The following is a 21,229-nucleotide window of genomic DNA, read 5'->3' as shown; positions in this document are numbered from 1 at the left end:
AACTTTTTTATTTAAACCGCTGTAAATGATATTTTTTATTCTCCCCATTGCCAAAACCGCTTTATTTTTTTAAAAAATAAAAACCTTTCGCGTACCCTAGCGTCCATTGCGGCAAAAACTATCTAAATCAATTATAGAAAATCCACATCTACACTAAAAGGATACTTCATCAAATACTGCAATGCATCTTCGATCAATAAATCCTCAAACAATACTTTGTATAGATTTTCTGTAATTGGTGCCCGCATCCCTGTTCCTTCTACAAAGGTTTTCATCAGCCTGACTGTATTGATACCCTCTGCCACTTCAGACATGGTGTTTTGAATAGTCTCAAGGCTTTCACCTTGAGCAAGTCTATAACCCACTGTGTAGTTTCGCGATAAGGTAGAATTACAAGTAGTCACTAGATCACCGATTCCGGCCAATCCTACAAAAGATTTCAAACTCCCCCCCAAGGCATTGCCAAGATAGATCAATTCTACCATTCCTCGTGAGATCAGCAGGCCTTTGGCGTTTTCACCTAAACCCAAGCCAGCCAAGGCACCTGAAGCGATAGCAATGATGTTTTTCAAAACCCCACTTAGCTCCACACCAATAATATCAGAGTTTCCATAGACTTGGAATTTGTCCGAACGGAGTAGATTTTGTCCTTGATGGATTACTTCATTGTATTTGCTAGCCACTACTGTAGCTGCCGGTTGTCCTTTCGAAAGTTCCTTTGCCAAATTTGGACCAGCAAGACAGCCTACTCTTACCACAACTGTCTCTTTCAAAATCACTTCGCTCATAGTCAAGATGTTTTCACGACTGATCACTTTCATATCTGAAAGAGATTTTCCGTTTGGCAGGTTGAGGCAAAGTCCCTTCGTACCATGAATGATGATATGGTAAGGATAAAGATATGGAGAAAAAGCTCTAACAACCTCCTGAAATGCACTAGAAGGAACCATGAAGAATAGAATTTCACATGATTTGCATAGCATTTCAGGATCTTGGGTGGCAATGATATTTTTACTGACAGGCTGCCCGTCAATGCTGTGGTTTTGGTTGATTTCATCCACAAGCTCAGCTCTTCGCGCATAGGCAACTACAGGATTTTTCTCTGCAAGCATTCTTGCTATAGCAGTTCCGAAACTACCTAAACCAACTACACCTATTGTTTTTTCTTCAGAAGAGTTTTTCAAGGTCATATCCGTCTAGTCTGTTATGGTAAAAATACAAAAGACTCATGTCTTCTGTGATGATATTTCCTTCGCTGTTTTTCACCAAAGGTCGTTTTGCATGATACATTCCTACATTGTCTAAGCCGTGGCTTATAATTTCATCTATTCCCCTTCTCAAATGAGGAGCTACATGAATTTTGTTGTTAGCTTTCAATTCAAATATCTGATCGAGTACACGCTGCACTTCCTTTTTGAATTCCTCATAAACCAATACGATATCTTCTTCAGGAAGTCTCAATAAATTGAAAAGGTCAAGTTTTTTATTCTGCTTTTTGATCATTTGGAAGGCTGTGAAAGCAACCAAATGAGAGCTAAACACCCTATTGATGATGTGAAACTCCTCAACGATTCTATTTCCTAACCTATTGGTGTACTCTTCCTCCCGCTGAGTATCTAGATTTACCTCGCCATTGCTGATAAAATAGTCTCGGGTTTCGATGATCCTACCATTCTTGTCCATGCTATTTCCATCTTTGTCAACATAATGACCCAAGACATCCATTGCTTTTCCTACTGATACAGAAATATCAGATCCTTTTGTAAAGAATTTGAAGAGGAATTTTGAAATTTTGTAAGAAGTGGAAAACTCATCCGATTCGGCATAATATCTTTCTTGACCAGTTATGCTGAGGTATTCTTTGATCAGACTTGGTGCTTCCAGCACAAAATGATAGTTGATGGTCACAGGAACGATAAATACCTTTCCACTGATATCATTAATCCCTTTTTGATAATTGGCTCTTTGTGCTTCTATAGCTGTACTTAGTAGTCCTAGCTTGAGTTTGGATTCTATTTTTCCACTTCTGGATCTTGTGCCTCCAGGAAAGAAAAGACTATGAACACCAAACTGTATTGCTTCGGAAGAATATGTCTTTAAAGTTTCTAGGTAAGGAAGGTTCTTTTTTCTTCTATCAACTTTATAGGCGCCAAGAGAATTCATGAAATAGGCAAAGATGTCGATATTGAAAAGGTTCAACCCTGCACCATATATAAATGGAGGAAGTCCCAAAACAGAAATGATCCAACCTATCAAGATACTGTCTAGATTGGAGAAGTGGGTTGGAACCATAATAATCGTTCCCTTGGATGCCAAGTCCCTAAGTTGCTCTGTTTCACCAATAATTTGAATTTTGTCTTGGAGGGAATATTGATTGCTAAAGAGCCTTTTGACACCCTTGACACGCGCTGCATTCAGCAGCCTTGCAAAACCTGAAGTGATGATGCTTCGGGTAAACTTATAATGCGTGTGCTTGAAATTACTTGCTATTTCTTCTGCATAGCGCATCGTAATTTCGTCCAAAATGGCGATATACTTCTTTTTTTTCTCAATTTTAGGAGTAGAAATATCAGCACTTAGCTGCAAAAGTGAACCTTTGACATTATTCCAAAATTCATAATCATCATCAGGATCTACAGCCCAAGGGTTTTGCTTGATTCGTAGTTTTTCCCTGTATAAGGTTGTTTCCAACTCTTCTTTGAGGACAGCAACATTTCCTCCAGTAAGTCCCAAAATTCTTTTCTTACTGGCCTCAGCCACACTTTTCACGAATTCTTTCCTGCTTTTGCTGAGTTTGACTACAGGCCATTCATCCTTTTGAGGAAGAATGGGGTCGTATTTATGTTTGATATAGTCGTCGGTCAAGGCTTCAGGTTTTAGATTAAAAACAAAGATAACAAAAATAAGATTTGACAATTTGTCAATTTAGACAAAGTAAGTCGGTTTTTATCAAACGATTTTGCTTTTGAGTAGTTTCATTATTGAATTATTAAACCAACGGCTTTGTCGAACATGGAATCCGTCGTATTATTGCAGCACCAAAGCGCTATGAAGCCTGACCTCAAACAAATACAACAGCCCATTGCCACTGAAATGGTGGAGTTCGAGAAGAAGTTTAGAGACTTTATGAAAAGTAAGGTCAAACTTCTCGACCATATCACTAGTTACATTGTCAAAAGAAAAGGGAAGCAGATGCGACCTATGTTTGTATTTCTGACTGCTGGAGTAAGCGGACAGATTACAGAAGCGTCTTATCGTGGAGCAGCCTTGATTGAATTGTTGCATACAGCCACGCTTGTGCATGATGATGTAGTGGATGATGCGAATTATCGTAGAGGATTTTTTTCGATCAATGCCCTTTGGAAAAACAAAATCGCTGTACTTGTTGGAGATTACCTCTTATCTCGAGGGCTTTTATTGAGTGTGGATAATGGAGACTTCGAATTGCTCCGGATAGTATCACATGCCGTAAGGGAAATGTCGGAGGGAGAATTGCTCCAAATCGCAAAAGCCAGAAAACTTGATATTACAGAGGAAGTCTATTACAAAATCATCAGACAGAAAACCGCTAGTTTGATTGCTTCTTGCTGTGCTGTCGGTGCTGCTACTTCAGGCGCAAATCCTGAGTTTATCGAGAAAATGCGTGATTTTGGTGAGAAAGTGGGGATGGCCTTTCAGATCAAAGATGACCTTTTTGATTATGGTGAAGACGAAATCGGCAAACCTGTGGGAATTGATATCAAGGAGAAGAAAATGACTCTTCCACTGATCTATGCCTTGAACAATGCTTCATGGCTTGACAAGAAAAAAATCATCTATCTAATCCGCAATAAAAACGAAGATAAAAAAGCAGTCAATGAAGTCATAGATTTTGTGAAAAAGTCAGGGGGATTAGACTATGCCAATAAAGTGATGAATACTTACTTTGAAGAAGCATTGGCTTTGCTCAATGAATTTCCAGATTCTGAATACAAGACTTCACTGGAAGGATTGGTAAGATATACTATTGAAAGGAAGAAGTAGGTAGCCGTTCTAGCACACCTATTTTTATTTTTAAAAAATAGAATCTGTCTTGATACTATTTAAATGCTTTGTTTTTGAAGTCTTTTGCAATCTATAAAAGAGCAATGAATAAATAGGTGAAGTGTAATTAAGTACTTATTATTTTGGATGTTTTAAGATTGTTGCTTTTTTTGTTTTCAGCTTTTTACTTTGTGTTTTTAAGCTTGTTAAATTATTTACTTGTTTTAATTTATTGACTATGAAAAGGATTTGTTTATTTGCATTAACAGCATTGATTTTTAGTTGTAGTCCTGAAAAAGAAATTGAAATTCAGGATAAGACAATAGAAGAAATGATCATTGAGTTAGAAAATGACATTTTGGATAGAGAAATCTCAATTGAAAAGGAGGATCGAGTAAAAATGATTGATATGATGTTTGGTGGCTCTAACCAAGCTTATTTGGATACACTTAAAAAAGTAAAAGAAAGATTGGTTTCAAATCCAAGAATGAAAGAAGTGTACAAAAAAAGATTGGAGGCATATGAAGAAAGTAAGAATAGAGGTGGTGATTTAGATTCTTTTGAATAAAAGCCAAGGATTTATCTTTCAAACAGAATGAGCGCAAAATTTCTTTTACGTCAGTGCTTCTATAATTCAGAAGTAAGATTAGAGAAATACCCACATAAGCATTGAAAGAATAAATAGTAGCTGAAGGTAAGTATATCTGCCTTCAGCTTTTTTTGTTATAATTTCAATCCAGTCCTTTCATTTTTGGAATTAGGGAATTATGAACATTGCTTTGGTGAAATGCTGTGAAATTTCAGCCTACAATATTTTTAATTACTCAAAACAAATATTTTTTTATGATTATCCGTTTTTATACCAGTAGAATCTAAATAATTGAATTAACCTGTGATTTCGAACCAATATCAATAAATATCCAATATCTATTAGTATCAGTTTGCCAAAAAACAATCGTTTAATTGATTAGTGGCATGATTGCGGATAATCATATTTTTTTTAAATTGGTTGGGAAATTTGCCTGAGTGTTTTCTGATCAATTTCTATCCATTATCCCTAATTAATCTTATGAAATCAAGCATGACGAAAAACGTCACACACTGGGATGATTATCAACCATGCGAGATTCCATAGCCTGTCCCGACCAATCGGGATGACCTCTGAAAAACAAAATATAAACACATGAAAGAAAATTCCAATGAATTAGGCTGGTTTAGAAAGTTGCAGAAAAACAGCTGGAACCCAGAAGTCATTATTTCTGGCTTTGCCTTGGCTTTTATCCTTGTTTTCCCAAAAAGTCTATATGAATTTGCTGCAAAGATGATTCAAGATTGGGGTGTCAATTATCTCGGAGGACTTTTGGTGTTGATTTACTCTTCTTTTTTACTTAATGTATTCAAGATATTTTTGATAACTCATCTGGCGCTTAGGTTTGTCTGGACAGGAATGCTTGGTGTGAGTTATGCATTTCCCGAAGGGGTGATCAATGAAAGGCTGCCTTCTTATGTCAAAGGTTTTGAATTTGGAAATCTTAAAGATTACACTTTAAAGCTTGAAAGGATTTGCAGTTTGTTTTTTGGTATACCGACCTATTTAGCATTTATTTTTATACCAATCACATTGTATTTGGGCGTTCTGATTACAATTTATAAGCTCCTTGATCTAAGTTTTTTCATGTTTTATATCTTATTTATGGTGTCAATTTTACTTTTTGTAATTTATGGACTAGTCATAAGTAAGCTTAAGAAAAATGTCAAGGCCAAAAATCTCTTTAGTACACTTGGAGCTGTCTATCAGAGTAATTTGGGTAACCTAAGGTTTAATTTTGTTCAGTTGCTTATTTTTCTTGTTACAATTCCCTTTATAATCCATGACACTAGGGATTTTACGCTTTTCTTTCATGAAGTTTCCCTTACCGAAGAGCAAGTTGACTGGCCCGACAAATCTTGGTACATAGAGAATCAAAGGGATGCCGATTCAAGGTTTGGAAGAATTTTGATTCCTTCTGAATCCATAGAAGGAGATTTCTTGAAATTGAACATTGCCTATTATGGGGAAGATTTGAATTACCTGAAAGAACTGAATGGGGATTTTAAGATGACTTTAGATACCCTTTCATGGCATAGTCTTTCGGTACCAACAGATCTTTATAGAATCAGTATTGACGATTCGGTTTATAGTGAACTTGTTTGGAAAAATGTCATCAAAGCAGGATCTAATCAAAAAGCTTATGAATCATATGTCAACATTGGAGACCTTCAGCCTGGATTGCACACGATCAGACTAGAAAAATTGGCAATGAGAATGGAATTCTTTACAGATTCAGAGCCAAAACTAAGGAAAGATTGGGCAGTGTTTGATTTTTTCAAAAACTAATCTATTTAAAATTTAACTAAAAATTAGTTTAAAATTATTTTTATTAGTTGATCTATCAAGATATCTTTAACAGATATAATTTAGTTGATAAGAAATGGGAAAGTATTTTAAGATAGTAATGTTATTTATTTTATTTACGGTTATTTCAAAAGAATCCAAAGCTCAGGTTTATCTAGGTGGGGGCGGAGTGATCAGCCAATTCAGTTCAGCTGCACTTGAAGAGTACAGAGGGATAGGAGCGATTGTTCAGCGGCAGATATATTTGAAAGACAGCAGATTGTCATTGACTCCGACACTGCAAGGGAGTTGGTTGACCGATAAGCAATACAATGAAAATTTTTCTGAGTTTTATACTTCAGTTTCTGTTGGGGTGCATTTGAATTATGACCTGTTATCATTCAATAAATTTAGATTTACCCCATTTGCAGGACCTTCATTTGTTTGGGTTACCGGTACTGATGCGGGCGTATTGGCTCCGGTTCCGCAAGCAGTGAATTTTTACAGATTCGGTTTGGAGGTTGGTGCTTCCATGACTTATATCCATTCAGAAAAATTCAGCGTCAAATTGATTCCACTCACCTACACATTTAGCAACAAGGATTTCGTACAAGGGAATGTGTTTAGTTTACTTTTTCAGATCATGTAGTTGATGCCTACTAAACGTAGATTGCATCTACGTTTTCATATCCCTAAAATTTGCAATTCCACTTTCAAATAATAACACCCAAGCAATCAAGATATTTAAGGTGTAGTTACAAACCACACCTAGATGGATAGCCGTTTTTTTTAGGTTTTCTCAAAAAAGGAGGGGTTGGCCTAAGTTTAGATTGCATCTACACTTTCATATCCAGAGAATTTGAAGTTCTACATTCTTGTGATTTTCAAAATCACTCATAGAATGTTATTTCACGCTCTTTAATCACTTGTTGAAATACCTCGTCATTTTCTGAAGAAATGAATTTAAGTTCATTTTTAATCCAATTGCCAACATCATCATAATTATATCTCTTTATTTCAATTGTTTTTTCTTGAGGTTTTTTTAAAATATGTTCTTTTACATTCCCATTGGTGTCAAAAACATAAGATTCGTCTATGCTACGGCTACCATCGGATTCATAAACGACACGTTCTGTCATATTTGAATTTCTATCAAATTTCCTTGTGACTTTTGAGATCAAGTCTCCATTGGAATTGACTGACTTATAGAATATTTCATTTCCATTTTTGTCATATTCTATGGAGTTGAAAGTGCTTGGTTTTTTAGAATCATGTACGTTTTCTTGGGTCAGATTTTGGTTAGCGTCATAAGTGAGTTCATATGTTATTTCTTGTAATAACTCACCGTTATATTTTTCACCTTTTTTGGAAGTAAGACTTCCGTTTGCGTCATATTCAAAAGTGTTTATAAAGGATTGGTCTATTGCCAAATAATATCCGTTTATTAGTTCATTTAGGTGTCCATTTTCATTAATTGAAGAAGAGCTTTTGGGCATGTACCGCAAGTGTGTCTCTTTAATTATCCTATTTTTTTCATCATAATCATATTCCCAAATGAATTCCAATCTTTCTTCAGGGCCCACGAATTTTTCAAACTTGATAAGGTTATTGTTTTTGTCACGCTTCCATGTTTTTTTATAACCAAATGCGTTTGAAAAAGGATACTTCACTTTGACTTCAACCAATTTTGACTCTTGGTAAGTCTCACTCTGCACATAATCAATTTCACCATTTTGTTTGTACACGGTTATTATTTGATTTCCATCTTCATGGATTTCAAGTTTGTTTTGAAGATATAGTCCTTCATGAGGAAGAGCTGATTTTTTGGCTTCATGTTCTTCCCATTCTTCCATGGTAGCAAATGAATGATTTGTATAAGTTCGTTTTTCAATTTCTTTACCCTCACTGGAGTAGCTATATAGGATTTTCTTTTCTAGTCTATTTTGAAAATACTCTTTAGTCTCGTTGATTTGTCCTTCCGAATTATAAGTGCTCTCATGTGAGTATCCATCAGAACAAGAACTCATCTGCCTTCCTTGTATGTTAAAAGTATATTTTGAGGTACTAATTTTAGGTTCTTCATTGGGATATTTGACAGTTGAGGTTTCATTTATAGCTTTGACTTTTCCATTTAAATTCAATTTTTCCCAGTCAGTTTTTTCTTGAGTCGCAAAGCAGTCTGAATAAATTATTCCAAAAATCAATAATAGTATTATTTTAAAGACCGAAAACCTTTTAGTCATTGTTATAGATTTAATTTTTAAAGTATAAAATTTTGACAATTTTCTGTAATTTTTATCCAAATTTACGAGAATAATTAAACTCAAGTTTAGAACTCCAAAAATTTATAATCTCAATAAATATCATTTTTTGATCGAAAAATTGATTAACCAAAATAAAGAATAAAAAAATTTGAATATTTACTTTGAAAAACAAATCGCTTTGAATAAATCATGGAAAATCACCAATTATCTAAAGGGATAAAACCCAAAAACCTCCTACTGGCAGCACTATTAGGAGCTTTCTTGCCATTCGCAGTTTTGGTATTAATCATTCTTACCAAAGAAGATGTGTTTGAAACATGGATGCTGTTTCCACTCACCATTATCCCGGCAGGAGGAGCTTTCGGGGGCGTGTTTTTCTACCAAATGGGTTTTCAGTGGGTGCCAAGAAGTTGATTGCAGTTATCTTTAGTACAGTATTATATTTCGTTTTACTATGGATGAGTGCTGTACTGGCTTTTGCAATTACCGGGCATTGGGATTAGGAATAGAGGATCTGATCAAAATATATGGAGTTTTGGGCTAAAATTGATCATGTGCATCTGACTGTAAAGGAAAATAGATGGCACAAATATTTTTATGTTTTTTGCAGGGTCTCTTTGGCGATAGGTTTTTTTATTGCCGGGATGGTAAAAATTATGGGTGAACGATTTGCGAGTGGACTATCTGATGTACATCCCATGGGGTCATATTTGGAAGCACTTCATCACACAGGTTATTACTATACATTTATTGGAGTTGCTCAAGTGTTGGCAGCCCTGTTAATCTTGTATCATCGGACAGTGTTAATAGGAGCACTTTTGTACTTTTCAATTATTGTGAATATTTGGATCCTATCTTGGGCTGTTAGGTTTGATGGGTCTTTGATGTCCTCAACTTTGATGGTTTTGGCAAACCTGTATTTGATTTGTTGGAATTATGATCGATTGAAATATTTGTTCTTACCACCTAAGATCACTGTTTTAGATTTGACAAAAAAGCAAAATAAAAATAAGTTTCCTTTAAAGTTCTTTAGCGCGGTCCTTCTTGCTATAGTTTTGGTCTTTGTCATTACAATCAATGTTTTTGAAATAAGACCAAGAAATACCATTGAGCAATGCAAAATGCAATTTGAAAACACAGCATTTGAAGATGAAGGCTTTGAGTTTTGTGAATGTGTTCATTCCAAAGGTGATCCTTTGAATTCCTGTCTTGATGCGTTTGAAGTAGCTGTCAAATAGCTTTTATATCTAAGTAATTTGAAAGTTCTCAATTTAAATCATATGATTTAGGCGATGAAAAGGGGTCTCAAAGCAAGTTCTTTCTTTAATTGGATTTTAAACATAAGATTTTGATTGTTAATGCTATTGGTATTGAATCTTTTTTGCAGAAAATTCAAACTAAAAATTTGCTTCTTTCTTTCTTGTAAACAGCTTTATTAGTGGACGCATTTTTAAAGTGATTAAAATCTTATTTTAACCAAAACAAAAATTGTTATGATGAAAAAATTAAAAAGCTCATTAATGTTCGCATTTCTTGTAGGATCAGCATTTATGTTTAGCAATCCATTTTTGACAGCTCAATCTGTTGATCCTCTTCCTGGTAACCATAATTGTTGTCCAACGGGTAATGGATGTGTTGATAGGCAAGGATATGAGTTTAAGTATGATGAAAGCAGAGTAGCTTCTACTTGTACTGTAGCTGAGCCTGAAATTCATTAAGAACCAATAAATGGAGACAAATCTTGTCTCCTTTATTATATTTAACTTACTATGAAAAATATTTCTTTGATTATTTTATTGTTTTGTCTTCTCAGTTGTGTTGAAAAAGACCAAAAATCCATTTTTGATCAAAAACATCCAGAATTTGAATTGAAAGGTGTTAAGCTTGAATATAAAGAGATTATAGACCCATGGAAGATAGACCAAAAGAACTCTTACCTAATTATACAAGAAAAGGATATCATTCCAGAGGATCAACCACTGATATATATTATAGATAAGAAAACAAATGAAATTGTTAATTCGAAAGGAGTCATAGGATTTGGCCCTCTAGAGATTACAGATGCCCACATATTTGATCCAGGGAATTCCGAAGACACTTTTTGGGTCAATTCGGTGACAGCTAAGAAACTATCTGAATTTTCACTCTTAGACACCTCTAGATTGGCTATCAATGAATTCAGGCAAACAGAGCCGATGATTTTGGCTTACAAAGTTTACCTGACTAGAAATAACACTTTTCTATGCTTGATGGCAGATAGTCCCTACAAATTAGTTGAATTTGATAGTCATGGAAATTTCTTGAAAGGTCATGGAAAGTGGGAGCCTATAGCTAAATATAAAGAACTTGACGATTATTTATTGGGAACTTATAATAAGGGAGAATTAAAGACTAATTCAAAAAAAGATTACTTTGTTAAAGTTAGCTTATACAGGGATAGAATTGAAATTTTTGATTATAACTCAAAGTCTTTCAATATTATTGACGGTCCTAGAATGGAATTGCCTGAGGTAAATATTTCTGGAACTGGATCAAATGCCTCAATGGGTTTTAGGTTTGATCAAATTTACGGTTATCGGGACGTTTCTATCACGGAGAATTTTTTATTCTTGCTGTACAGTGGTTACAGTCAACTTGAGATCAGTCAAACAGGAATAGAAGCACTTACCGTTTACATGATGACTACATCAGGTAAATTAGTCGCAAAATTTTCACTAGATATAGGAATCAGAAGTTTGGCTGTTGACGAAAAATTAGGGAAAATATATGGCGTGACCAGAGACGAAAACCCAGGTATTGCAGTATTTGACTTCCCAAAGCATTTATTGAATAATCCCTAAGACAAAATTCAAGGCTAATATTTTTATCTTAATGTGGTATTTGTTTAAGTGGAATGTTTAAGCGTTTATTTCCACTTCAATTTTTGATAGAATTAGTTGGGAATATTGGGCATAATGATTTGTATATCTCTGCGCCGCTTTGCTTACTCTGCGGTTTTCTTTTTACGCAGATGAGCACAAAGTACAGCAAAGAAAACATCACCTGTTCAAACCTCTATTAGTCCCATCGGGACGGTCAACATATTAACGGTAGGTTTCAACCTACCGTCCTAGACGAATACGACGACCACGAAGTCCCATCGGGACGATCGATATAAATACCGTAGAGCACCCACTGCCTTTAAGCCTAACCCTCAATCAAATTGAAAAATCTCAAAGGCTTTCAATTTTTCTCAAACTAAACACATCTAGTACAAACAAATTAAATATCACTTTAAATAGTTTAAATATGTAGATAACTGTCATTTTGTTATTTTTATAAACTTAAAATTTTTTAAATTTTTCAAACTAAAAATTTGCTTCTTTCTTTCTTTCTTTCTTGTAAACAGCTTTATTAGTGGACTCATTTTTAAAGTGATTAAAATCTTATTTTAACCAAAACAAAAATTGTTATGAGAAACAAAAGTTTATTCTTATTTGGGTTATTTTTATCCAGTTATTTCATATTTGGTAACATAGATTATGTAGTCGGACAGGATTCTGTTGAACCGATTTATGAATCTTGTTATGGCAATCAAAATGAAGTTGGGCATCATACTTATGTAGTCTTGACAAAATTTTGTGGATCAGGGCAGTGGGGTCAAGGAGAAGTTTCTTGGGAAGATTGTGAACCTATATTGCAAAGCTGTTGCCCTATGATGGATTTTGAACCAGAACCAAAATGTACTTACTAATATGGTATTATGTATAACCCCCCAAAAAGTTATAAATAGCTTTTTGGTTTTTTTTTGGTTATTTATGATAATCTCTTGCAATAACAAAAAAGAGCATGAATTTATTCTGGTTGATTTAAATGAAACGTATTCCATCAAATATTCTGACATATTTTATGATTTACAAATAGTTCAATTGGATGATGGGGTACTAGTAGGTGACATTGATGATCTTATTGTCTTACATAATAGAGTTGTGATATTAGATAGAAGGATTTCAAATGCAGTTCATTTTTTTGACAGGAACGGGAGATGTATAAAGTCTATAATAGCTGATGATGGTCCTCAGGTATTTACATCGCCTAGCACCATATCTTTATCACAAAATGGAGATGAGATCTTGGTAACAGATGGCATGAGTTATAGTATTTATTTTTATGACCTTGATGGAAAATTCTTGAAAAAATTAGACAACAGGGATCTTTCAGTTGATGCGATCGATTTTTCTGGCGATAACTTTTATGTGTGGTCGAGAAATCAGGTAGATTGGAGTAAGAAATTAGAATTGAGAGATTTGATAAATTTTAGTGTAAATGGTTATATAGATTTGGAAAAAGAATTAGAATTTAAGGTCTTAGATGGTAGAGCAGCATCAATTTTCAAAAACAGCAAATATGATAATCTTTGTTTTACACAAAAGTTTCATCCTAAAATAATTCAAATTTCCAATTCGAAAATCCAGTCAACTTATTTATTTCAGTTTAATTCTTCAAATTTCGATTATTTAAAAGGGAATTCTTATCGAATGGTCGATCTTTATCGTGAGATAAAAGGGAGAAGCCTAAATGCTCTAAATGGAAATCTCGTTGCAATTGGTGATCATCTATTTGTTGATTTTATTTATAGTGGAGATCCTTATATCCGGACATTTTATTTTAATAAAAGTTCAAAAAAAAATATAGTGCTTGAAGCAATTATAAACGATATGGATATGGTTATGAAAAACAGGAGAAGTTTATATAAATATCCTGTTGTCAACGAATACATGACTTATGCGTATCAACCTTATGATGTACAGCAAGCTCTTTATGAATATGATAGAGAAGATAATAATCCTTATTTAGAAGATATTCGTTCCTTAAACTTAAAAAGCGATTCTAACCCTGTCCTTTTCATTTATAAGCTTAAAGAAGATATTGCAATAAGTTGGTAGCATTGGGTGGAGGTGTGGAAACCATACTTCTTTGTAATATAGTTTAATAACAGGTCTGTTTTGCTAAATAAAATTCCTACATTAAAATGGAATTACCTCTTAATAAAACCTCTCCAATTTAGAAAATCAAAATAATGCCTAAAACCATTTTTTATTTTTCCCTATTAGCAGTTTTTGTTTCCTGTAAAACAGAAACTGCTAACAATGATCCCAATGTTTTTAAAGTAGATTTCGATAAAGAGATTACTATCAAGTATTCCGAATTGTTTGATTCATTTGAAATTGTCCAACTAAAACCACTTACACCAATTGGGCGTCTAGATCAATTGATTTATAGTGAAGATCAAATTATTGCACTAGATCAGACGGTCAACAAGATGATTCATATATTTTCCAAATCGGGGGACTTTTTGACCGAAATCAATAACAAAGGAAATGGTCCAAGTGAATTCATAAATCAAAGAGGAGTCAGGTTGTCTAAAAACAAAGAGGACTTGTACTTTTATTGCCCTATCAACAAGAAAATCCTCATTTATGGATTAGATGGTGTATTCAAAAAAGAGTTTTATCAAAAAGACTTTTTTTCAGTTGGGGATATGTTTGTGGTAGATGATGGGATTGTGCTTGATGATTTTGTCCAAGATGATAAAGACAAGAAACTCATTTTTCTGGAAGATGATTTTATCAATTATCATTACCTAAAATACCCAAAAGAAGGTGCTCGTGAATTTGAATTTGAGGGCGGAAAGTCAGATTATTTTTTCCAAGGAAGAGAGGGTTTTTATTATAAAGATTTATTCGAGAACAGCGTTCTTCATTTTCATAAAGATCTATCAATTGAGAGGATTAATATAGATCTTGGAAGAAAATCTTTAGTTTTAGATGGAAAAAGGTCGTATTCATTTCAAGAGATTTATGATGAATTGATAAAGCAGGATGCTTATATTTTAGGTGATGGTTTGGTTGATTTAGGGGGGTATCTTTTGATGGACTTACATGGAGGTGATAAAACTCAAATGGTAATTGCTGAAAAGGAAACTAAGAAAACTATTTTGGTTCAAACACTTGAAAACGATATGGATGGGATCTTCAAAGAGGCACCTTTTTCTATTTTTGATTCACCAGGATATTTTGTGTACCCCATTAATTATCATTTTCTGAATTCCATTATTGATTTAGAGAATTTCCCTAATGATCAATACAAAAATGAATTGGCCAAAATATATGAAGCCGATGCAGAAGATATCATCCTGCTTGTTTATAAATTAAAGTCTGATATTAACATCAAGTTTTGAAAAATCAATTTGGTTTCTTGTTTTTAATTCCCCCTCAGTATGTTGTTCTATTCTTTGCGTCTTTATTAACCGCAGAGGAACGCGAAGTGACGCAGAGAAATATGTTGTCTATCCAAATCTAAAAATAGTCCCCTCGGGACGACCGACATCTTAAGGGTAGGTTTCAACCTACCGACAAAAATCGCTCCCACAACCGCAAAAGTCCCATCGGGATGTGGGATATTATTTAAATAAAACCCCAAAAATGCGAGAAAAGCTTCAAAGCTTTGGAAACTAATTTAACTTTGTTGAAACTGTAAATAATGCGTATGAAAATACAAAATATACTTTTTAAGTATGATATGTCTATATAAATAGTCTTTGGTTAAAATTCAGCAATAAAATTTTATCTTATTTTTCAAACTAAAAATTTGCTTCTTTCTTTCTTTCTTTCTTTTTTGTAAACAACTTTATTAGTGGACGCATTTTTAAAGTGATTAAAATCTTATTTTAACCAAAACAAAAAGTGTTATGAGAAATGTTTAAAGATTATGTTTGGGATTTTGGTTTACTTTAGCTGTTTCAGGTTTGTCTGTTGCATGGGATTCGGTCAATCCCATGCCCGAGCTGGGTGGCTCAATGAAATGTACAGTTAGTTCTAGTCATGCTGACAATATTGGAGTTTGCGTTAAAATGTTTGGTGGTGATCATTGTGTTTCAGGAGGCTTAGGTACAATGGATCCGAGGTGTAATGGAACCATTCAACCATTGTAATTTATTTATCATAAAAGTTGGCTTTTTTCCAGTATGATGAAAAGCCAACTTTTAAAATCTTTATCTATGAAATATTATTATCTAATACTTTTTGTTTTCTTCTTTAGTTGTTCATCTCAGGTTGAAAAATCCCGCTTTGAAAAGGAGGGTGCAATTACGATTACTCTTTCTGAAAAAGAAAGATTATTGTCTTTGAAGTTTAGTATTGGCGAATTAGATGAACGACCTGTTTTGGCTACTTTTAATTCAATTAATGGTGATGTAAAACTTATAGACATCATGTCTGGCAAGGACTTGTTTATGAAAAATATTCCTAATGAAGGGCCAAATTCTATTTCTGATTACATCATGGTAAATATGTATGTTGGTGACCAAAGGCTTTTTATTGTGTCTGATCAAGGGGATTTGGTTTTCATGCTTGATAGAAATGGGGAGATTTTACATACTATTGATCTTCCTAGTGGAGGTGATGATTATGATAATTTTTATTACTCAGATGGTAATATGCTTTTTTACGATAGTGGAGAAAAAATTTACTTGAATGTCTTTCCTGCGATGTTTCCGAGTAGAGATCAAAAAAAGGAATATTATAGTGTGTTAAATTATCAGATGGATGATTATAGCCCGCATTTTTTTGGTCCATTACCTAGAGAGAATGTAGAGAAATTCTGGGGAGAAGGGCATATGATCGTTTGTCCATTTGGGATTTATTCTAATCATTATGATGGATTTCTCACGGGCTTTGCAAACTCAAATATTTTGAGAGTATCGAATATGAAAGGGGAAATTACAAAGAAAGTAGAGCTTGAATTGCCAAATTGGCAAAGGCCAATACCTACAGATTTGAAATATGAAGATTTGGAAGGGGTAAGCCAAGACGCTATCTATGAACTTAGAGGATACAGCCAAGCTCAACAAAAAGTATGGAAGATCCTCGAGATGAAAGATGGATTTTTGCTTGAAGTATTGCAGCCAATTTCAGAAGCTCCCTTGCCAAGGTTCTCTGTTTATAAGTTTGATTTAGAATTCAACTTCGTTTCTTCACGGGATTTTTTTGATGATCATTATACTTGTTACCAATCCTTCATATTTGAAGATAAATATCATCTGGTAGATTTGAAGGCTTATGAGCAGAATGAAGATGAACTTGTGTTTGGCGCATTTTCTTTTGATGATATTTAACAAATGACAGCCCAAATATTGAGGGAATACCGCTTTGAAAACTAAGTGATTTGCAATTCCACTTTCAAATTAAAGAACCCATTAGCTAAGATATTAGAGGTGTAGTTTCAAACTACACCTAGTCGGTTAGTCGTTGCTTTTTAAGGATTTCTCAAAAAAAGGTGTGCCTCTAAGTGTAAATTGTATCTACGCTTTCATATCCATGGAATTTGTAATTCCCCTTTCAAATAGAATAACCCACGAAGCCAAAATATTTAAGGTGTAGTTTCAAACTACACCTAGTGGGTTAGTCGTTGCTTTTTAAGAATTTCTCAAAAAATAGGAGTGTGCCCCTAAGTGTAGATTGCATCTACACTTTCATATCCCTGGAATTTGCAATTCCAATCCAAGAGAATTATATTTAATTATGAGTGGTGCTTTTCAAATTAGAGATCAGGAAATGCCTTATTTTTTGACATTCCAAGTTGTAGGATGGGCAGATGTTTTTACCAGAAAGAGGTATAGGGATTTTATCTTAGAAAATTTAGCGTATTGTAGAAAATCTAAAGGGTTGTATCTATTTGGTTATGTAATTATGAGCAATCATATTCATTTGTTGGTTCAACAAAAAGATGGTAGGTTGTCAGATTGGGTTAGGGATTTCAAAAAGTTCACAAGTAAGAAATTGATAAAAATGATTTCAGAGAACCCTGATGAAAGGAGAAAGGAGTGGCTTCAAATGATTTTTGAATATCACGGGAAGTTTAATAAGAGGAATAATGATATTCAGTTCTGGACTCACGAAAACCATGCTGTTGAAATGTATAATGTTGCCATGATAGAAAGTAGAATGAAGTACATTCATGAAAACCCTGTTAGAGCTGCCATAGTTGAAAAACCCGAGGACTTTTTATACTCCAGCGCAAGGGATTATTCTGGGTTAAAGGGATTGATTGATTTAGATTATTGGTGATTTTGAATAAACCTGTACCCCTAAGCGTAGATTGCATCTACGCTTATCTATCCCTGGAATTTGCAATTCCACTTTCAAATATAAGAACCCAAGCAGTCAAAATATTTAGGGTGTAGTATCAAACTACACATAGTCGGTAGGTAGTTGATTTTTAAGTGTTTCTCAAAAAACAGGAGTGTCCCCTAAGCGTAGATTGCATCTACGCTTATCTATCCATGGAATTTGCAATTCCACTTTCAAATAAAAGAACCCACGAAGTCAAGATATTTAGAGTGTAGTTGCAAACTACACCTAGTCGGTAAGTCATTGCTTTTAAGGATATCTCAAAAAATAAGAGTGTGCCTCTAAGTGTAGATTGTATCTACACTTTCATATCCCTAGAATTTGCAATTCCACTTTCAAATAAAAGAACCCACGAAGTCAAGATATTTAGAGTGTAGTTGCAAACTACACCTAGTTGGTTTGTTGTGTGTTTTATCACTCTTCCCTCAAAAGCCCACTCACCAATTCTTCATGCTCTTCAATCCATCTGTCGTAAAGTCCGCCTGTCCCAGGGCCGTTGAAGCCGGTGTGGATGTGGCGTACTTTACCATTTTTGCCTATATAGATCAAAGTGGGAAAAGCCACAACACTACTCAAGGCTGGTAATGCTTCGGCAGCTTTCTCTTTGTTGCTTACACCTGCGATCAGGAATGTATATCCTGCTCCTAGCTTTTCAGCGGACTTCTTCACACGCTGACTTGCATAGTCAAAATCAGGCTTGCTCTCAAAGGCCAAGCCTATGATTTCTATCCCTCGATCTTTGTTCTTCTCATACCATGGAGCAAGAAACTTCGTCTCGTCCATGCAGTTGGGGCACCAAGTGCCAAATAACTGGACAAGGACAACCTTGTTTTTGAATTTGTCATCCTTGATACTGACGATGTTCCCTTCTGTGTCAGGAAAGCTAAAATCCAATTCCTCGTACCCATCTTTCAGATAGGTGAGTTCATAGGCGTCTGGCAATTCAAAATCCTCATCCCTCACGGCGATAAACGTTTCCTGATATCTTGGCCCACTTCTGAATCGTCCCTGGATAGAGCCATCTTCCAACAAATCTCCTGTGAAAAAAAACGCATGACTTCCATCAAATGCACTTAGAAAAAATTTCTCTCCACTGACATTGCCTGCAAGAAATCTATAATCTCCCAGAGCTGTCAAAAAAGTTCCTCGGATCTGAATTCCATTCTGCACAAATTCCCCGATGGCTTCATAGGTCTTTCCGTTTGAATCTTGGAATATGGTCTTCCATTTACCCGAAAAATCAGTCTTTGGCTTTTCGGTAACTTCAAATCTTTCAAATTCTCCTTTTTTCGCCTCAAAAGGAATAGCATAATCAGAAGATGTGTTTTTTACAAATACCCCTCGGAGTAAGCTGTCATTCTTTATTGATGCTTTTATTTCCGAATCGAAAACACCCATTGGAATAAAAATCGAATCATTTTTGACCAAAACATCATCAAGTTTGAGTTTTTCTTCTCCATTGATGAGATATGCCTCCCACTTTTCCCCACTTTTTTCAAGCTCCAATTCTACGGGAATTACGTCGGGATTGATGTCTAATTCGGCGTGCCACATTCCCTGAAGCTCATGTTTTGAATTTTGGCTTTGACTACAGGCAGCCAGTAAAAAAATGGAAAATGAAGCTAATAAAACTCTTGTTTTCATGGGTAGATGTGCATTTAAGGTGCAAATATAGATTAAATAATGAATTAAGCCTATCTATTTACTAGGGAAAAGTTTGGTGGTTTTTCTCAAATTTTTCAGGGTAGTGGGAATTTCTCCCACAATTCTCCCCCTCATTTTATACATTTGCTCGTCTAAACATGTTCAAACAAAAGATTTTAAATAAAACCCTCATATTTTACATAATTAAAGCGTTTTTGCCCCAGTCTTCCTTATACTCAAATCCTTGATCCTCAATTAAAAAAAGATTCATTTTTTGTAAAATCATTGTGATAGTAGAAATTTTTAGATACTTTTAAGAAAAAGTGGTGAAAAGTGGGGTGAAGTGGTGGATTGTGTAAAAGCTTTTCTTACTTTTGTATTTAAAGTAAACTCAAGATAAGTTCATGGGGATGTTCAATGGTCAATATGTATGTAAGATCGATGCCAAGGGTCGACTCGCATTGCCTGCCAAACTGAAGGCGGCAATTCCGAGCTCGAACGGCAATGAGCTATACCTGCGTTTTGGCGATGAAGGTTGCCTTGCTCTTTATACAGATCAGGAGTTCAAAAGTCTATATAATCAAATCAACGGGCTATCAGACAGAAATGAACTTCATCGAAAGATCAAAAGGGCATTTTTCAATAGCTTAGCCGTTTTGGAAATGGATAGTGCTGGTAGGATTTTGATTCCGAAAAACTTCTTAGAGTATGCAAAAATTGACTCAGAAGTCTATATACAAGCCATAGGTAAATTCATTGAGCTTTGGAATCCGAATACTTTCAAAAATGAGATTGAAATGGATCCAAAAGAGTTGTCGGCTTTGTTGGATTCAACTTTAGGAGAATTATGACAAATCAAATCTACCATATTCCTGTAATGCTTCATGAATGTATTGAAGGCTTGGCTATCAATCCAAATGGGGTCTATGTAGATCTGACTTTTGGTGGTGGCGGACATTCGCGGGAGATTTTGAAGAAATTAGATAAGGGTCATCTGTATGGTTTTGATCAGGATTCAGATGCAGAAGCCAATATTCCTGAAAGTGGAAATTTCACTTTTGTGTCGGCAAATTTTAGGGATCTGAAAAAATACCTCCGTCTTTATGGAGTGACGCAAGTAGATGGGATTATCGCTGATTTGGGGATTTCCTCGCATCAGATTGATGAGCCAAGTAGAGGCTTCTCCACAAGGTTTGAAGGTGATTTGGACATGAGGATGAGTTCTTCCATGAGTATGTCAGCCAAAGATGTTCTCAATACCTACGAGGAAGGAAAGCTTCATAAGATATTTGGGATCTATGGAGAAATAAAAAACGCAAAGACACTTGCTCAAGCAATTGTCTCGCATCGTGCGGCAGAGCCATTTGTGACCATCGAAGGTTTCAAAGCTTTGCTTCAGAAGTTTGCGCCAAGAGGCAGGGAATTCAAATATTTTGCACAGGTATTTCAGGCATTGCGAATTGAAGTGAATGACGAGCTGGGTGCTTTGGAGGAAATGCTTCTACAGACCATAGAGGTATTGAAGCCAGAAGGAAGGTTAGTTGTGATGAGCTACCATTCATTGGAAGATAGATTGGTGAAGAATTTCATCGCAAAAGGAAAATTTCAAGGGGAAGTAGAAAAAGATTTCTATGGCAATTTAATAAGGCCTCTTGAGCCAGTTACCAGAAAAGCAGTGACTGCTTCCGCAGAAGAATTGGAATTGAACAATAGGTCTAGAAGTGCCAAGTTAAGGATTGCAAAAAAAGTATAAA

General features: G+C 34.9%; 19 protein-coding genes. 15 read left to right on the top strand and 4 right to left on the bottom strand.

Annotation, left to right across the window (positions count from 1 at the left end):
• Positions 1-131: 131 nt before the first annotated feature.
• Positions 132-1,190: an NAD(P)H-dependent glycerol-3-phosphate dehydrogenase gene (locus MM213_RS07950; RefSeq protein WP_241411156.1), complete on the bottom strand. Its 1,059-nt coding sequence runs from the start codon at positions 1,188-1,190 to the stop codon at positions 132-134.
• Positions 1,168-2,865 (bottom strand): 1-acyl-sn-glycerol-3-phosphate acyltransferase, encoded by a 1,698-nt coding sequence (locus tag MM213_RS07945; RefSeq protein ID WP_241411154.1) that lies wholly within the window; start codon positions 2,863-2,865, stop codon positions 1,168-1,170. The genes MM213_RS07950 and MM213_RS07945 overlap by 23 nt, the downstream gene beginning before the upstream one ends.
• A gap of 183 nt (positions 2,866-3,048) precedes the next feature.
• On the opposite strand from MM213_RS07945, the gene MM213_RS07940 reads away from it, so the two are divergent.
• The 4 genes from MM213_RS07940 (at position 3,049) to MM213_RS07925 (ending at position 7,046) form a co-directional block, all read left to right on the top strand.
• The gene (locus MM213_RS07940) at positions 3,049-4,023 is read left to right on the top strand and encodes a polyprenyl synthetase family protein (protein WP_241411379.1); all 975 of its coding nucleotides are present in this window, start codon (positions 3,049-3,051) and stop codon (positions 4,021-4,023) included.
• A 238-nt stretch (positions 4,024-4,261) separates the two neighbouring features.
• Positions 4,262-4,591, top strand: coding sequence for a hypothetical protein (locus tag MM213_RS07935; RefSeq protein WP_241411152.1), 330 nt, complete (start codon positions 4,262-4,264; stop codon positions 4,589-4,591).
• A gap of 615 nt (positions 4,592-5,206) precedes the next feature.
• Positions 5,207-6,400 carry a hypothetical protein gene (locus tag MM213_RS07930; protein ID WP_241411150.1) on the top strand — a complete coding sequence of 398 codons (1,194 nt, stop codon included), beginning with the start codon at positions 5,207-5,209 and terminating at the stop codon, positions 6,398-6,400.
• 94 nt (positions 6,401-6,494) lie between these two features.
• Complete coding sequence (locus tag MM213_RS07925) at positions 6,495-7,046, top strand: hypothetical protein (RefSeq protein WP_241411148.1); 552 nt, start codon at positions 6,495-6,497, stop codon at positions 7,044-7,046.
• A 241-nt stretch (positions 7,047-7,287) separates the two neighbouring features.
• On the opposite strand, the gene MM213_RS07920 is transcribed toward MM213_RS07925, so the two are convergent.
• Positions 7,288-8,640, bottom strand: coding sequence for an RHS repeat domain-containing protein (locus MM213_RS07920; RefSeq protein ID WP_241411146.1), 1,353 nt, complete (start codon positions 8,638-8,640; stop codon positions 7,288-7,290).
• A gap of 210 nt (positions 8,641-8,850) precedes the next feature.
• On the opposite strand from MM213_RS07920, the gene MM213_RS07915 reads away from it, so the two are divergent.
• From MM213_RS07915 to MM213_RS07875, 9 genes are all read left to right on the top strand, one after another.
• Complete coding sequence (locus MM213_RS07915) at positions 8,851-9,075, top strand: hypothetical protein (protein WP_241411144.1); 225 nt, start codon at positions 8,851-8,853, stop codon at positions 9,073-9,075.
• A gap of 113 nt (positions 9,076-9,188) precedes the next feature.
• Positions 9,189-9,899: a YccS family putative transporter gene (locus MM213_RS07910; protein ID WP_241411142.1), complete on the top strand. Its 711-nt coding sequence runs from the start codon at positions 9,189-9,191 to the stop codon at positions 9,897-9,899.
• Positions 9,900-10,181: 282 nt separating this feature from the next.
• Positions 10,182-10,379 carry a hypothetical protein gene (locus MM213_RS07905; protein WP_241411140.1) on the top strand — a complete coding sequence of 66 codons (198 nt, stop codon included), beginning with the start codon at positions 10,182-10,184 and terminating at the stop codon, positions 10,377-10,379.
• A gap of 51 nt (positions 10,380-10,430) precedes the next feature.
• Complete coding sequence (locus tag MM213_RS07900; protein ID WP_241411138.1) at positions 10,431-11,501, top strand: BF3164 family lipoprotein; 1,071 nt, start codon at positions 10,431-10,433, stop codon at positions 11,499-11,501.
• A gap of 611 nt (positions 11,502-12,112) precedes the next feature.
• Positions 12,113-12,394: a hypothetical protein gene (locus tag MM213_RS07895; protein ID WP_241411136.1), complete on the top strand. Its 282-nt coding sequence runs from the start codon at positions 12,113-12,115 to the stop codon at positions 12,392-12,394.
• Between the two features lies 1 nt (position 12,395).
• Positions 12,396-13,586 carry a DUF4934 domain-containing protein gene (locus MM213_RS07890; RefSeq protein WP_241411134.1) on the top strand — a complete coding sequence of 397 codons (1,191 nt, stop codon included), beginning with the start codon at positions 12,396-12,398 and terminating at the stop codon, positions 13,584-13,586.
• 134 nt (positions 13,587-13,720) lie between these two features.
• Positions 13,721-14,881, top strand: coding sequence for a DUF4934 domain-containing protein (locus tag MM213_RS07885; protein ID WP_241411132.1), 1,161 nt, complete (start codon positions 13,721-13,723; stop codon positions 14,879-14,881).
• Positions 14,882-15,700: 819 nt separating this feature from the next.
• Positions 15,701-16,816 (top strand): hypothetical protein, encoded by a 1,116-nt coding sequence (locus tag MM213_RS07880; RefSeq protein WP_241411130.1) that lies wholly within the window; start codon positions 15,701-15,703, stop codon positions 16,814-16,816.
• A gap of 406 nt (positions 16,817-17,222) precedes the next feature.
• Positions 17,223-17,768, top strand: a complete 546-nt coding sequence (locus tag MM213_RS07875; protein ID WP_241411128.1) for an REP-associated tyrosine transposase — start codon at positions 17,223-17,225, stop codon at positions 17,766-17,768.
• A 477-nt stretch (positions 17,769-18,245) separates the two neighbouring features.
• Here MM213_RS07875 and MM213_RS07870 read toward each other — a convergent pair whose 3' ends face one another.
• Positions 18,246-19,475, bottom strand: coding sequence for a peroxiredoxin family protein (locus tag MM213_RS07870; RefSeq protein WP_241411126.1), 1,230 nt, complete (start codon positions 19,473-19,475; stop codon positions 18,246-18,248).
• A 404-nt stretch (positions 19,476-19,879) separates the two neighbouring features.
• On the opposite strand from MM213_RS07870, the gene MM213_RS07865 reads away from it, so the two are divergent.
• Complete coding sequence (locus MM213_RS07865) at positions 19,880-20,326, top strand: division/cell wall cluster transcriptional repressor MraZ (RefSeq protein WP_241411124.1); 447 nt, start codon at positions 19,880-19,882, stop codon at positions 20,324-20,326.
• Complete coding sequence (gene rsmH / locus MM213_RS07860) at positions 20,323-21,228, top strand: 16S rRNA (cytosine(1402)-N(4))-methyltransferase RsmH (RefSeq protein WP_241276362.1); 906 nt, start codon at positions 20,323-20,325, stop codon at positions 21,226-21,228. Before MM213_RS07865 ends, rsmH begins: the two co-directional genes overlap by 4 nt.
• The last annotated feature ends 1 nt before the right edge of the window (position 21,229 follow it).

The sequence above is a fragment of the Belliella alkalica genome, from assembly GCF_022549785.1.
GTDB lineage: Bacteria > Bacteroidota > Bacteroidia > Cytophagales > Cyclobacteriaceae > Belliella > Belliella alkalica.
The sequence above is the reverse complement of the archived record's forward strand: the minus strand, read 5'-3'. Positions and strand labels throughout refer to the sequence as shown.